This is a genomic window from Planococcus sp. TJ-307, assembly GCF_058268435.1.
This window is the reverse complement of sequence record NZ_JBZDOJ010000002.1, coordinates 138599-151703: the sequence shown is the minus strand read 5'-3', so window position 1 is coordinate 151703 and position 13105 is coordinate 138599. Positions and strand designations below refer to the sequence as shown.

At 43.8% G+C, this 13105-nt stretch carries 16 protein-coding genes; all 16 read right to left on the bottom strand.

The window, feature by feature from the left end:
* Window positions 1-26: 26 nt before the first annotated feature.
* The 16 genes from AC4EHK_RS06950 to mtrB all read right to left on the bottom strand — a co-directional run bounded on the left by AC4EHK_RS06950 (window position 27) and on the right by mtrB (window position 13089).
* Window positions 27-821, bottom strand: coding sequence for a c-type cytochrome (locus AC4EHK_RS06950; RefSeq protein ID WP_490978070.1), 795 nt, complete (start codon window positions 819-821; stop codon window positions 27-29).
* A gap of 38 nt (window positions 822-859) precedes the next feature.
* Window positions 860-1534, bottom strand: a complete 675-nt coding sequence (gene qcrB, locus AC4EHK_RS06945; protein ID WP_142826446.1) for a menaquinol-cytochrome c reductase cytochrome b subunit — start codon at window positions 1532-1534, stop codon at window positions 860-862.
* 21 nt (window positions 1535-1555) lie between these two features.
* On the bottom strand, window positions 1556-2059 hold the full coding sequence (locus tag AC4EHK_RS06940; protein WP_490978069.1) for a Rieske (2Fe-2S) protein: 504 nt from the start codon (window positions 2057-2059) through the stop codon (window positions 1556-1558).
* Between the two features lie 140 nt (window positions 2060-2199).
* Window positions 2200-2652, bottom strand: a complete 453-nt coding sequence (locus AC4EHK_RS06935) for a DUF2487 family protein (RefSeq protein WP_490978068.1) — start codon at window positions 2650-2652, stop codon at window positions 2200-2202.
* Between the two features lie 5 nt (window positions 2653-2657).
* Entirely contained in the window at window positions 2658-3221 is a 564-nt protein-coding gene (locus AC4EHK_RS06930) for a ReoY family proteolytic degradation factor (RefSeq protein ID WP_490978067.1), read from the bottom strand.
* Window positions 3222-3235: 14 nt separating this feature from the next.
* Window positions 3236-4489, bottom strand: a complete 1254-nt coding sequence (locus tag AC4EHK_RS06925; RefSeq protein ID WP_490978066.1) for a tetratricopeptide repeat protein — start codon at window positions 4487-4489, stop codon at window positions 3236-3238.
* Between the two features lie 86 nt (window positions 4490-4575).
* Entirely contained in the window at window positions 4576-5859 is a 1284-nt protein-coding gene (aroA, locus tag AC4EHK_RS06920; protein WP_490978065.1) for a 3-phosphoshikimate 1-carboxyvinyltransferase, read from the bottom strand.
* 16 nt (window positions 5860-5875) lie between these two features.
* Window positions 5876-6964, bottom strand: a complete 1089-nt coding sequence (locus AC4EHK_RS06915; RefSeq protein ID WP_490978064.1) for a prephenate dehydrogenase — start codon at window positions 6962-6964, stop codon at window positions 5876-5878.
* A complete protein-coding gene (aroH, locus tag AC4EHK_RS06910) occupies window positions 6961-7344 on the bottom strand; it encodes a chorismate mutase (protein WP_490978937.1) in 384 nt (127 codons plus the stop codon). The genes AC4EHK_RS06915 and aroH overlap by 4 nt, the downstream gene beginning before the upstream one ends.
* Complete coding sequence (gene aroB / locus AC4EHK_RS06905) at window positions 7344-8417, bottom strand: 3-dehydroquinate synthase (RefSeq protein ID WP_490978063.1); 1074 nt, start codon at window positions 8415-8417, stop codon at window positions 7344-7346. Before aroB ends, aroH begins: the two co-directional genes overlap by 1 nt.
* 2 nt (window positions 8418-8419) lie before the next feature.
* Entirely contained in the window at window positions 8420-9592 is a 1173-nt protein-coding gene (gene aroC, locus AC4EHK_RS06900; protein ID WP_490978062.1) for a chorismate synthase, read from the bottom strand.
* A 187-nt stretch (window positions 9593-9779) separates the two neighbouring features.
* Window positions 9780-10226, bottom strand: a complete 447-nt coding sequence (ndk, locus tag AC4EHK_RS06895; protein WP_008431013.1) for a nucleoside-diphosphate kinase — start codon at window positions 10224-10226, stop codon at window positions 9780-9782.
* An 85-nt stretch (window positions 10227-10311) separates the two neighbouring features.
* The gene (gene hepT / locus AC4EHK_RS06890; RefSeq protein WP_490978061.1) at window positions 10312-11286 is read right to left on the bottom strand and encodes a heptaprenyl diphosphate synthase component II; all 975 of its coding nucleotides are present in this window, start codon (window positions 11284-11286) and stop codon (window positions 10312-10314) included.
* Between the two features lie 17 nt (window positions 11287-11303).
* Entirely contained in the window at window positions 11304-12008 is a 705-nt protein-coding gene (locus AC4EHK_RS06885) for a demethylmenaquinone methyltransferase (RefSeq protein ID WP_490978060.1), read from the bottom strand.
* Between the two features lie 5 nt (window positions 12009-12013).
* Window positions 12014-12790: a heptaprenyl diphosphate synthase component 1 gene (locus AC4EHK_RS06880; protein WP_490978059.1), complete on the bottom strand. Its 777-nt coding sequence runs from the start codon at window positions 12788-12790 to the stop codon at window positions 12014-12016.
* Window positions 12791-12867: 77 nt separating this feature from the next.
* Entirely contained in the window at window positions 12868-13089 is a 222-nt protein-coding gene (gene mtrB / locus AC4EHK_RS06875; protein ID WP_142826459.1) for a trp RNA-binding attenuation protein MtrB, read from the bottom strand.
* Window positions 13090-13105: the final 16 nt, after the last annotated feature.

Below are 13105 nucleotides of genomic sequence, written 5' to 3'. Positions count from 1 at the left end.
GGTTTCCCGGCTCTTTATACTTTTTATTATTCAGCTTCAAGGCCTGAAATAAATTCAGCTAGAACTTGCAGATCTTCTTCTGATCCGTCAACACCGACTTCAAATGAAGGAGGCATGGTTTGCGCTCCATCTGCTTCGATACCGTTGACAGCAATTTCAGCGATCTCTTCTGGTGACAAGCCAGTGCCAACAAGCGTTGGACCAACTGCCCCTTCAAGGTTATCACCGTGACAACTGATACATGCTGAAGCAGAGTAAATTTCATATCCAGGATCAGTTGTATCAATTTCAACTTCTTCCGTAATTTGTCCTTGCGCTTCAGCAGCTTCCCAGTCATGATTTGCTACCGATTCCCATGTAAGGAATATGATAGAAGCCACAGCAAGAAGCATAAATCCTGTCGGCAATGGACGTTTCGAAGGACGTCTTTCCGGTCCGCGGTCTAAGAATGGAGCCAACATCAGTGCACCGAAAGCTAGACCCGGCATAATGATGGCACCCACGACGTTAAATGGTCCGGAAGCAAATTCATATTTCAGTAATTGGTATAAGAACAAGAAATACCAGTCAGGCAAAGGAATATATGCTGTATCAGTCGGATCAGCCTGGCCTTCAAGAGGCGACGGATGAGCAACAGTCAAAAGCAAATATCCAATCAAGAAGACTGAACCAATCATCCATTCTTTCAAAAGGAAGTTTGGCCAGAAAGCTTCTGTTTTACCAGGGTATTCGGAGTAATCTTTAGGAACATTCGGCTTACGGAATTCCATACCTGGAACACGCGAATCTCCTACAAATTTCATCCCTTTTCCGCGATGCATAGTGTTCCCTCCTTAATAAATCCGTGTTGCGGACTAAATTATAGCGGTCCTGAAATACCTTGTCTTCTGATCATGATAAAGTGAGCAGCTAGCAACCCAAGCAAAGCTGCAGGCAAGAAGAAGACGTGGATAGCAAAGAATCGTGTCAAAGTCTGTGCACCTAGAATTGTTGAATCCCCGGCAAGCAGAATTTTGATTGTTTCCCCTATCACTGGTACAGATGCTGCAATTTCAATCCCAACTTTTGTAGCAAATAGGGCTTTCATATCCCATGGCAACAAGTAGCCTGTGAAACTTAATCCAAGGATAACGCCGAATAGCAAAACGCCAACGACCCAGTTCAGTTCACGAGGTTTCTTGTAAGAACCCGTAAAGAATACTCGCAGTGTATGAAGGAAAATCATAACAACTACAAGAGAAGCTCCCCAGTGGTGCATCCCACGCACAATTTCTCCAAAAGCAACTTCGTTTTGAAGATAATAAACCGACTGCCAAGCATTTTCAATATCTGGTACATAATACATTGTTAAGAACATACCGGATAAGATCTGAATCACTGTAATGAAAAATGTAAGTCCTCCAAAACAATAAACAAATGCTGAAAAGTGGTGTGCGGGGTTTACGTGCTCAGGTACTTCATGGTCAGCAATGTCACGCCAGATAGGCGTGATGTCTAATCGCTCATCAACCCAATCATATAACTTGTTTAGCACTGGTGTCGTACCCCCTAACTATTAAACTAATGTGTTTTCTCTTACTGCACCGATAGCAACAAAGCCATCCTGGTCTCGTACTTCGTACTCATCCAGTGGCCCAAGCGGTGGTGTTCCTGGAATATTCTGTCCGTTTTTTTCATAACGGCCTGCGTGGCATGGACAGAAGAATTGTGTCGGATTTTCTGGATCTCCGGCCCAGTTCACTGTACATCCTAAATGTTTGCACACAGGTGAAAGCGCGATTAACTTATCGCCTTCTTTATACACCCAAGCTGAATTTGTCACTTCAGATACGTACCATGCATCCGTTTGTTCGTATGAAAAGTCAACACGTACTGGTTCTTCAGTGATATCAGCTACAGCTTGATCAGTTAAAACGAAATCTCCGCCTTCATGTTGCTGAAGTATCGGGTCTACCGCAAAACGAACCATAGGCATCAACATTCCTGCTGCCATAAAGCCGCCTACACCTGTTAATGTGTAGCCTAAAAATTGACGTCGTGATACACGATTATTACTCATCCTTTTCCCCCCTCTAACATTCAAGGTCAGTCCAATGGACATACTCATTCAAATATAATTACTAGGACAACCTAATGATATATCAATCAAATCTTTAGGTCAATATCGCAATCAGCGTATTCACAGAGTTTGTGAACATTTCATGAATGATGTGACCATTCTTTCGTAAATCGCGGCAATACTTGTCTCAACTGATCTTCCATGACCGATTTCTTAAAGGATTGGTCCATATCTTCGATGGGAATTGCAGGTAGCCATAAAACATTTTTCAGGCTGTCAATGGTTCGCCATTCAGAATCGGTCGTCAAATAAAACACATGCTTGAACTCTGTCTGTTGCAGTTCTTCTGATAGTTCATCCGCAATTCGCTGCCGATTCGCTATTTTGGCATAAGAAACGGGCGGAAGCAAAAGTATCCGCCCTTTAAATTGCTTTTCCAATAATGCAGTTAAAGTTTGCAAGTATTCCGAAGCCCCAGCACTTGGTTTCATTCCGTTGGCACTTAAATCCAACTGAAGCAACGGCACTACTGCTGTATCCACATAATCCTGCTGCTTTATATACTGATCCATCTCTTTTCCAACAAAGTACATAAGATTTACTCACTCTCCGTTTTTTTGAAAGTTTTAAACGCTTGAAGCATCGCGGACAGTTCGAAAAACCGTTCACGATCATTGGCGTCCAATGCCTCATCAATTTGCTTGTAAATTGTTTCTTCTTGGAAGGTCAACATGCTTTCTTCAAGAATTTTCTCAGCAATTAAGCGATCCTGTTCGTTGACTGAAGCATTTTTAGGCATATACGGGTTTTCTTCCAACACTGATAAGTAGAGCGCTGGCGGCGGAATGCTCGGAAAGTTCAATTGAACATACAAATCGTCGTCGGGGTTCAGCCGCAAATCGTGAAACGACTTTTCTGCATCTGCTGTCATTAAATTTCCTTTATAAAATCGAAAAGGTATTTCTTTCGACTCGGTAGAGGACATGACCATGGCACGCGGACAATAATGTGCTTCTTCAACAAAATGGGTTTTTTCAAGCAGGTCTTCGTTGCTCAACATGTAATTAAGAATCCAAATGCATTCACGTCTTTTCATCTTGTACGATTGCAGAAACCAACGGACAAATTGCTTTTTTTCACCAATAGAAACTGAAGCGGTCATGAGTTTTCCTCCTCTCATTCAAACGATTGCTGCCAGTCAAACCACTCAGGATTTTCAGGCTCTAATGCCTGCAACTCTTTAATAATTTCGAGGGCAGCTGCTCGTTTTCCTTCTTCAATTAAAAATAAGGCGTATTTTTTAAGAAATGCGGAGTCATCTTTAAAAGATGGATAAGCTTTTTCGTAATAGGCAGTAGCTTGTTGATAATTTTCAGATCGTTCGTAGGCTTCTGCAATCATTGGGTATAGACCAGCCCAATCATCCCCGCTTTCAATTACCATTGCAGCAAGTTCCAACACGTCTTCATCCTGTTCTTCTGCATGGAAATACGATACCAGCGTATAAATGGCCTCCATGTATTCCGGGTCCAATGCGATGGCCTGGCGTAAATGGCCTACACCCTCTTGTGCTTTGCCAAGTTTCATGGCCAGTTTGCCAGCGAACAAGTATAATTCTTTATCAAATTCGTCTCTAGCGATACCTTCGCTTATTGCTTGATAAGCGGCTTCATAGTCTTCCGACATGTTCAGGCTTTGCGCCTTCAATAGGTAAGCAGAAAAATAATCCGCATCGACCCGAATCAATTCATCCAACCGGCGGACAGCCATTTCGTATTGGCGTGTCTGGAAAGCGGCAAAAGCGGCCCCAAACAGGACATCTGGCGTAGCGGAATCTTCCAAGGCTTTTTCGTAATAAGGCAATGCTTCTTCATATGCAGCTCCAGCACTGTAAACCTCTGCAAGCCGTTCAGAAATGTTGACACCTTCGATGACAACCTGTTGGGCTTCAAGCTCTTGATAGATCTTTGCCGATTCCAAATAACGGCCCGAATCCAGCAACAATTCTGCTTTCGCTTGCTGCAGCAGCGGTTCATCCGGCATCAGTTCAATCGCTTCGTTCAAGCGGTTCTCAGCTGCTTCAAGCAAACCTTGCAGCTGAAACAAGTCCGCTAGTGTGACAAGTGCCTGTGCATATAATTCATCATCTTTGGGCACTTCCATTAATGCATTCAAAGCGTCGTCTTCCCGATCGGCATCGATCAGCAAATTGGCCCGGTCAATAATCAGCTGTGCTTCTTCCGGAAAAATGTATTGCAAATGTTCCAGCACTTTAATAGCCTCTTCTACAAAGCCAATTTCTGCGAGCCATTCCGACAACCCATATTGTTCATCGGGATCCCCCTGCAGCAAATAGCTCTCCAACAATGTATTTAGGAGATTTGGATCTCCTTGCTCCACCGCTTTTTGTATCTCTTGTAAGTTAGCCATTCTATCACCTTTTCCTTCACGTTCTTACTCTCATCCTACACCAAAGAATGTGTTTATCATAATAAAAAAACTCTCCATTAGGAGAGTCAATTTGTCAGTAAATTCAGTTGTTCAAAGAAGTTCGGATAAGAAATTGATATACATTCCGGATCGTCAATCACAATTTCCCCAGAAGCTGCCAATGCCCCAATGGCCGCCATCATGCCAAGACGGTGATCCCCGTAAGAAGTCATTGCAGCACCTGTCAATGGTGTTGGCCCGTGAATGATCATGCCATCTTCTGTCGCTTCGATGTTTGCGCCCATTTTCGACAATTCCTTGACCACTGCAGCAATGCGGTCGGTTTCCTTGACCCGAAGTTCTTCAGCGTCTTTAATCACAGTTGTGCCTACTGCCTGTGTCGCGATGAGAGCGATTAATGGAATTTCATCGATCAATCGTGGAATTAAATCTCCGCCGATTTCGATTCCTTTTAACGCACTTGAAGTGACAGTCAAATCAGCTGAACGTTCTCCTTGCGTATCAATCTCTTCTATTTCAACAATGCCGCCCATTTGTTCGACTACATCCAAAATACCAGTCCGCGTCGGATTGATGCCAACATTTTTTAATGTTACTTTGCTGTCATCTGTAATCAAAGCTGCCCCAATCATAAACGCAGCAGAAGAAATATCACCAGGAACTTGTACATGCGCGGCCGTCAACTTTTGGCCACCTTCCAGTTTAATCACGTGATCTTCTCGTGTAATCGTCGCCCCGAAATGTTCCAACATGATTTCTGTATGGTCGCGCGAAGCAATCGGCTCATGAATGATCGTTTTGCCATTTGCTTTTAACGCAGCTAACAAAATTGCAGATTTTACTTGTGCACTAGCTACTGGCAAAGTATAATCAATCGCTTTTAGCGCAGTTCCTTGAACTGCTAATGGTGTATATTGTCCGTCCATGCGCCCACGGATATCTGCACCCATTTCACGCAGTGGATTGATGATGCGCTTCATTGGACGTTTGGCTATTGATTCGTCACCCGCCATTACAGAATGAAAACCTGTTCCAGCCAATAAGCCGAGCATTAGGCGAGTCGTCGTTCCCGAGTTGCCAGTATCCAATACTTCTGACGGCTCCAGCCAAGAATCTTCACCTTCGCTTTGGATGGTCACCAACTGGTCTGTAATATCGATTTTAACACCTAGTTTTCTAAAGCAGGAAATGGTGCTTAAACAGTCATCTCCCATTAAAAAGCCTTCTACAGTCGTCGTACCTGTTGCCATTGACCCGAACATGATGGCTCTATGGGATATTGATTTGTCACCTGGCACTTGAATGCTGCCTTTTAGGGTCGGTTTTTTATAAGTTAGCGATAATGCCATCGGCTTATCCGTCCTTTCAGGAAATATACGAATCGTAAACTGTCCGTGCGGAAATGCATTTTTGTGCACGGTCACGGTCTTCTGCTGTTTGGAAACTGATAACGAGAATACCGAAAACATCTTCTCGCGTTTCCAGTATACGAATGTTGACAATGCTGATCTCTTCTTCTGCCAAATAGCCCGTCAGTTCCGAAATGCTTCCGGGAACATCCGGTATATCAATGTAAAGATCAAAAACAGAAAACATTGCACCATGCCCCGCAATTGGAAGTTCGTCCCGCACCATTTTTGCATGCGAAAAAAACTGTTGAATCGGTTCTGGATCATTTTTCACAAGCATATCTTTTAGTTGATCCATCTGCTCCATCCAGTTGCTAAGTTGCTGAACGATCATAGCGTTGTTCTGCGTTGTGATATCCCGCCACATTTCCGGATTGGCTGAAGCAATGCGCGTTGTATCGCGGAATCCACCAGCAGCCAATTGCCGGGCAAACGGAAATTTATCTTCTTGGTCAAGTTGGTGGACAAGTGAAGCCGCAATCAGATGTGGAAAGTGACTGACGATAGCAGTCATGTGGTCATGCTCTTCAGCAGCGAGCACTTCCACTTTTGCTTTTGTAACAACTAACAAATCCTTCAAAAACTGAAGGCGTTTTTCGTCCGTGTTGTCTCCAGGCGTTAAAATATAAAAGGCATTTTCAAATAAGACCTCTTTCGCAGCCTCGACACCGCTCTTATGCGAACCGGCCATTGGATGCCCGCCAATAAACAAGTGATTGAGTCCTTTTGCCGCTTCCATAATCTGCAATTTCGTGCTGCCTGTATCCGTCAAGATGACGTCGTCTTTCAGACTCCAGTATTTGCTTTGTTCCATCAGCTTAATTGTAGCACCAACTGGCGTAGCAAAGACGATGATATTTGCTTCGGATGCGGCTTGTTCAAGTGATGGCGGAGAACTATGTATAATGCCCATTTTAAACGCTTTTCTGGCAGTTGATGGATCGGCATCATACCCTGCCACATGAACATCCGGATTGCGTTGAAGAGCTTTTGCTAATGAACCGCCAATCAAGCCCAATCCAATGATTAAAATATGGGTCGTCACTTCGAACTCACCTGGCTTTTAGCGGCCAAATCGGGACGCAATTTTATGGCTTCATTCAAATAAATGTGATGAATTTCTTTCTGGCCAAGTTCTGTATTGACGTGCATCATGACACGGATGCACAACGGCATGCCGCCAGGAACGTCCATTTCATGCGTACACATAACCGGGACATAGGTCCATTCCTCAATAGTTCGAACCGCTTTTGCAGGAAATGCTGACGAAATGTCTGTCGTCGTTGAGATGATGACAGAAGCAACTTGGTCCGGCTCAATGTTATTTTCCTTGGCCATTTCTAAAACTAGCCGGGCTGTTTCTTTTAGTACTTCTTCTGGCTGATCGGCAGAAACTGTAATGGCACCTCTGACTCCACGTATCATCAAATCACCTCTCCTATCTGTAAGACGAGTTTTTCATAAGCTGCTTGTGCACGCTGCTCTTCTATTTTTTCAACAAACGGCATGCCTGTCTTTTCAAGCAGCACAAAGTTCAACACACCTCTGGAAGATTTTTTGTCTTTTTTCATATAGGGCAACAAATCTTCAAATTGGATTTCCCGCAGCAAATGGAGGGGGTAACCGTTGACACCTGACCACTCTATAAATTTGTTCAGTTTAGCATGATCCGATAACAGCAAGGCGTATGCCATACCCAAAACAACAGCTTCTCCATGCGTAAGTTTGCCATAGCCAAGATGGCCTTCCAGCGCATGTGCCAATGTATGTCCAAAGTTTAAGTACTTTCGAACACCGCCTTCAAACTCATCTTCTTCAACGATCGCTGCTTTTACAGCAATGCCTTTTTCCAAATGCCGGTTCAAATCCTCTTCTGTCATGTCATTGAAATCACGAATGGCTAGCAATTCCTCCAACCATTCTTCGTTGGAAATAAACGCATGTTTGATCACTTCAGCCATACCAGAACGAACTTCTCCCGGCGGCAAAGTGGCAAGCAGCTTGCTGTCATATAAAACTGCTTCTGGTTGGTAAAAAGTACCGATCATATTTTTGCCCAACTCGTGGTTGATGGCTGTTTTGCCTCCAACTGCACTGTCGTGGGCTAAAATCGTAGTTGGCAACTGAATAAATGGAATCCCCCGCATAAAAGTTGAAGCAACAAACCCTGCGACGTCTCCAGTAGCCCCACCCCCAAAAGCCAATAGTAGAGAATCTCTAGAGCAGTTTTCGGATAGCAAAAAGCTGTGGCAAGCCATATAGGTCTCCACAGATTTTGCGCTTTCTCCGGCAGGAACCGTCCATACACGGACGTCCCATTCTGTTAAAAATTCCAATAAGTATGGCAAGTGAAGTTGTGCTACTTGCTCATCTGCAATAACGACAATGCGGTCTGCTTTCTCCAGCAAAGGGCGGTACTCATCAGCAAACAAAGCAAACGCACCCACACCGATATGAACTGAATAAGGACGATCAGCTTCGACTCGCAATTGTTTCATGCTTAAAACTCCTTCGTGTAGTTCTTGTAGTTCTTCAAGTTTTCTGCTAAGCGCGGCATTTGGTCTGCTTCAAATTGGTCAAGCAAAGCATTCGCCACTTCCCACGCCACTACATGCTCAGCCACAATCGACGCAGCTGGAACCGCACAGCTGTCAGAACGCTCGATGCTTGCCTGGAACGCCTCTTTCGTTTCGATATCAATACTTTGTAGCGGCTTGTACAAGGTAGGAATCGGCTTCATAACACCTCTGACGATAATCGGCATCCCAGTCGTCATACCACCTTCAAATCCACCCAAGTTATTGCTTTTGCGTGTATAGCCATTTTCTTCGTCCCACAGAATTTCATCATGAACCTCACTGCCGGGTTTTCTAGCCATTTCAAATCCTAAACCAAATTCCACACCTTTAAAGGCATTGATGCTCATAATCGCCGCTGCCAGTTTGGCGTCCAGTTTCCGGTCGTAATGGACATAGCTGCCAATTCCTGCTGGCATGCCTTCTACAATCACTTCCACTGTCCCACCGATAGAATCACCATTTTTCTTAGTTTGGTCGATTAAATCCGTCATCTGCTTGGTAACGGAAGGATCTGCGCAATAAACCGCATCGTTTTCTACAATTTCACGGATCTCGTCTGCGGTTTTCCCAAGGTAGCTCTCTGGGTTTACTTTAATTCCGCCAATTTCGGTCACATGTGAAACAATTTTAATGCCGAGTTCTGCAAGCAATTGCTTGGCCACTGCGCCAACGGCCACACGCACTGTTGTTTCGCGCGCTGAAGACCGCTCTAAGACGTTTCTCAGATCCCGGTGACCATATTTCATGCCACCGTTTAAGTCGGCATGTCCAGGTCGTGGACGCGAAATTTGGCGTTTCACCTCTTCTGTATCTTCGATCGGTTCAATTCCCATAATAGAAGTCCAGTGTTTCCAATCGTCATTTGTGACGACCAAAGCGACAGGAGAACCTAATGTCTTGCCATGCCGAACGCCAGAAACGATCTCTACCGTATCTTTTTCAATCTGCATCCGTCTTCCACGGCCATGTCCGCCTTGGCGTCTTTTTAGTTCTTTATTAACCAGGTCTGCCGTCAAAGGCAACTGTGCCGGCAACCCCTCTATGATGGCAGTTAATTGTGGACCGTGTGATTCTCCTGCTGTTAAATAACGCATTTACACTTTCTCCCTTCAACGTGCTAAAGTATTTATGTACCACTATACCATAAGGCATTTCTTCAATTCTATAAGAAAGTGACATAAAGTGAAACTTCAATCAATTGAAAATGAGCCTGCTTTTAAAGTTTTTGCTTCCAATAAAAAAACCGCCCCAAATTTGGGACGGTTTTTTCGATAACAGGGATTAGTTAACCCAGCTGTTCATTGTTTTTTCGTATGATACCAATTCTTCTTCTTTAAAGAAAAGGCCGATTTCGCGTTCTGCACTTTCAGCAGAATCCGAACCGTGAATCATGTTTTTGCCGACAGTAACGGCGAAGTCGCCGCGGATCGTTCCTGGAGCTGCATCTTTAGGGTTTGTAGCGCCCATCATTTGACGTGCAGTCAAAATAACGTTTTCGCCTTCCCAAACCATTGCGAATACAGGACCTGAAGTGATGAATTCAACCAATTCACCGAAGAATGGGCGCTCTTTGTGCTCGCCGTAATGCTCTTCAGCCAATTCAGTAGGAATCTGCATCAATTTAGCACCTGCTAAATGATATCCTTTTTTTTCAAAACGTGCGACGATTTCTCCAATTACGTTGCGTTGAACGCCATCTGGCTTAACCATTAAAAATGTTTTTTCCAATGTAAACACTCCTCTATTAAAAGCTCGGGCTTTTTGCCCACACTAAAAAATACTATCATTGTCGAACCATTTGTCAACCGCCAACTTAAAAATTGCGCTTGCCAATAAAGAATGCAATTTTGCGCATTGTTTTCACGGCTTGTCCTTTCGGCAAGAAAGAAAGTTCTCGCAAAGCTTTTTCCAAGTAGCGCTCACTCATCGCTTTCGCTTCTTCAATAGCCGAACTGTTTCGTATGGTCCGAACAACGCGCAATCGCTCTTCATTGGACAAATCTCTATTCAAATTTGCTTGCAGCATAGCGTAGATTTCAGGATCTTTCCGTGCACATAGAATGGGTAAGGTAATATTTCCCTGAATAAAATCGCTGCCTGCAGGTTTCCCTAACTCTTCATCTGTAGAAGTGAAATCAAGGATGTCATCGATAATTTGAAAAGACATGCCGATGAAATAGCCAAAACGGCGCAAATGTGCAGCTGTCTTTTCATCCGTACCGGAAACAAGTGCACCTAGTTCACAGCTTGAAGAAATCAACAACGCTGTCTTCCGTTTGATGCGCCGGAAATAATCGCGCAAGTTTTGGTCGAGCTTGTATTTGTCTTTGATTTGAATAATTTCACCGCGACAAACTTCAATCAATGTTTTTGACAGGATCTCGTGAACCCGTGGAGATTCAATTTCAGTAATTTGCTCCAATGCACGCGCTAAAATAAAATCACCAGTGTACATTGCCACGCTGTTGTTCCATTGCGCTTTGACAGTTGGCTGGCCTCTTCGGATTTCCGAATCGTCAATTACATCATCGTGGACCAATGAAGCCATATGAATCAGCTCAAGCGGCACAGCCACACGTTTCATGACATCGATATTGTAATCGCCAAACTTCCCTGCAAGCAAAACAAAAACAGGTCGGATTCGTTTCCCTCCGGCCTGCAATAAATGAAGAGACGCATCATTTAAAAGCAGAGATTCGGAATCCACTGCCTGTTCCAATTCCTTCTCGATCATTTCCAGTTCCGGTCTAAGGTCGGAATAGAGCAATTTCAACTTCATCTTTTCCACTTTAAATCCTTCTCCCGCTAGTTTACTTTTTTGATTCCTAGGTGGAGGGCTGCGGCGCCTCCTGTGTAGGGCTTGTATTTCACTTTTTCAAAACCGACTTCTGTGAACAGCTTCGCCAATTGTTTCATGCCGGGGAAAGATTTAGCCGATTCCTGCAGCCATGAATACTCTTTGTAGCTTTTAGCGAATAGTTTACCGAATACCGGCATAATGAATCGAAAATATAGTCTAAAAAATGGCTTGAAAACAATATTTTCAGGTTGTGACGTTTCGAGGCAAGCGATCATCCCACCTGGCTTAAGGACACGGTGCATCTCAGAAAGCGCTTGGCGGTAATCCGGTACGTTGCGTAATCCAAAACCGATTGTCGCAAAGTCGAAAGAATTATCGGGATAAGGCAAAGCCATGGCATTTCCTCGGATTAGCTCAATTTGCGGTATATCTTTGGTTTTTTCATGTCCAACGTTTAGCATGTTCTGGCTAAAATCAAGCCCGACAACCCGGCCTGTTTCCCCAACGGCTTCACCGAGTGCGATGGTCCAGTCGGCAGTTCCGCAACAAACGTCGATAGCCGCTGCCCCTTTTGGAACCTGCATTTTATACATCGTATCTTCACGCCATTTGTTGTGCTGCTGGAAACTAATGACCGAATTCATTTGGTCGTAGTTCTCAGAAATTTTTTCAAATACTTCGTGGACCTTTTGTTCTTTCGTTTTAGGCATATCAGTCATCCTTCTCGGGTCAGCTGCTCAGCTCTATGCTGGTGCGGGGTTATTTGATGGAGCAAAAATTGTGTCAATTCGTAATCAAGTGAACAGTCGGCTATAGCCGTTAAAATTTGCCCATGCAGGCTATCCAGTTTTTCCAGCAACCAATGTTCTGTGTAAATTTCGTGAACAAGATTGCCATTCAGTTCACGCAAAAAATGTGTATACTTTTTTGACTGCAGTAGCTTCAGCTCTTCAGCGTAACGTAAATAAAGCAATGTCTGTTTTGCAAGCTGCGTATATTCAGAAAAATTATAAAATCTATAAAATGTTAATAAAAGTTCAGTTTCAATGACCGTTATGGCTTCTTCGATCTCGTTCTCGGAGCGCATTGTTTTTTCAAAAAAAGAAGTTTTCTTTTCGCTCACTTGGATAATAGCAGATGCCAATTGCTGGACCATGGAAATGTTTTTAGAGTTGACTAACATCTGATAGTAAATTCCGCTGTAGAGGTCCCCTGCTAGCACCGTCAGCTGTTGCTCTTTGATGATGGGAACGTCTTCTCTGACTTGGTCATGGGCATGCAAAGCAGCATAGACAATGGACACCGTTTTTGCAGAAGATTCAATTTCAGCTGACCAATTTTTCCCGTCGAAAAAAGGCAATAGCAAAAAAAACAAACGAGACTCTTTGACGGACGGGCCTTCTGTAAATTGATCGAGAGTCCGCTGCTGTACAGCAGTCAATATCTCGACTTCCAAAGCATTAATTTTTGATTGTATTTGATGTCCCTTCATACTGCTTGCTCCATTCATGATTTAGCCATACTACTATAGTATATCACAGGCAAAGCCTTGCCTTCATCCAATATCGTTTATTTTTTAGCGTCGCTTTCAACGATACCGTGGGCAGAATGAATTTCCGCTTTCCCGCGAATTTTCATAGCTGAAGTGTGCTCCGTAAACTGAGCAATCATCACTTCGCCTTTGTCTAATTTTTCAGTATGGTGAAATTTTGTGTCGTTTCCTCGTGTTAATCCAATTACGTTCACGCCGTCTTCTTGTGCACGGATTACAATATATTCTGTCTGAGCCATTTTCCCACCTGCTTTT

Excerpts from the sequence above, each read along its gene's own strand:
- aroH (WP_490978937.1), bottom strand. The coding sequence starts at position 7,344 with ATGATACGTGGAGTCAGAGGTGCCATTACAGTTTCTGCCGATCAGCCA.
- AC4EHK_RS06925 (WP_490978066.1), bottom strand. The coding sequence starts at position 4,489 with ATGGCTAACTTACAAGAGATACAAAAAGCGGTGGAGCAAGGAGATCCA.
- AC4EHK_RS06935 (WP_490978068.1), bottom strand. The coding sequence starts at position 2,652 with ATGTACTTTGTTGGAAAAGAGATGGATCAGTATATAAAGCAGCAGGAT.
- AC4EHK_RS06940 (WP_490978069.1), bottom strand. The coding sequence starts at position 2,059 with ATGAGTAATAATCGTGTATCACGACGTCAATTTTTAGGCTACACATTA.
- aroB (WP_490978063.1), bottom strand. The coding sequence starts at position 8,417 with ATGAAACAATTGCGAGTCGAAGCTGATCGTCCTTATTCAGTTCATATC.
- mtrB (WP_142826459.1), bottom strand. The coding sequence starts at position 13,089 with ATGGCTCAGACAGAATATATTGTAATCCGTGCACAAGAAGACGGCGTG.
- aroC (WP_490978062.1), bottom strand. The coding sequence starts at position 9,592 with ATGCGTTATTTAACAGCAGGAGAATCACACGGTCCACAATTAACTGCC.
- aroA (WP_490978065.1), bottom strand. The coding sequence starts at position 5,859 with ATGGCATTATCGCTAACTTATAAAAAACCGACCCTAAAAGGCAGCATT.
- AC4EHK_RS06950 (WP_490978070.1), bottom strand. The coding sequence starts at position 821 with ATGCATCGCGGAAAAGGGATGAAATTTGTAGGAGATTCGCGTGTTCCA.
- AC4EHK_RS06930 (WP_490978067.1), bottom strand. The coding sequence starts at position 3,221 with ATGACCGCTTCAGTTTCTATTGGTGAAAAAAAGCAATTTGTCCGTTGG.
- AC4EHK_RS06885 (WP_490978060.1), bottom strand. The coding sequence starts at position 12,008 with ATGCCTAAAACGAAAGAACAAAAGGTCCACGAAGTATTTGAAAAAATT.
- AC4EHK_RS06880 (WP_490978059.1), bottom strand. The coding sequence starts at position 12,790 with ATGAAGGGACATCAAATACAATCAAAAATTAATGCTTTGGAAGTCGAG.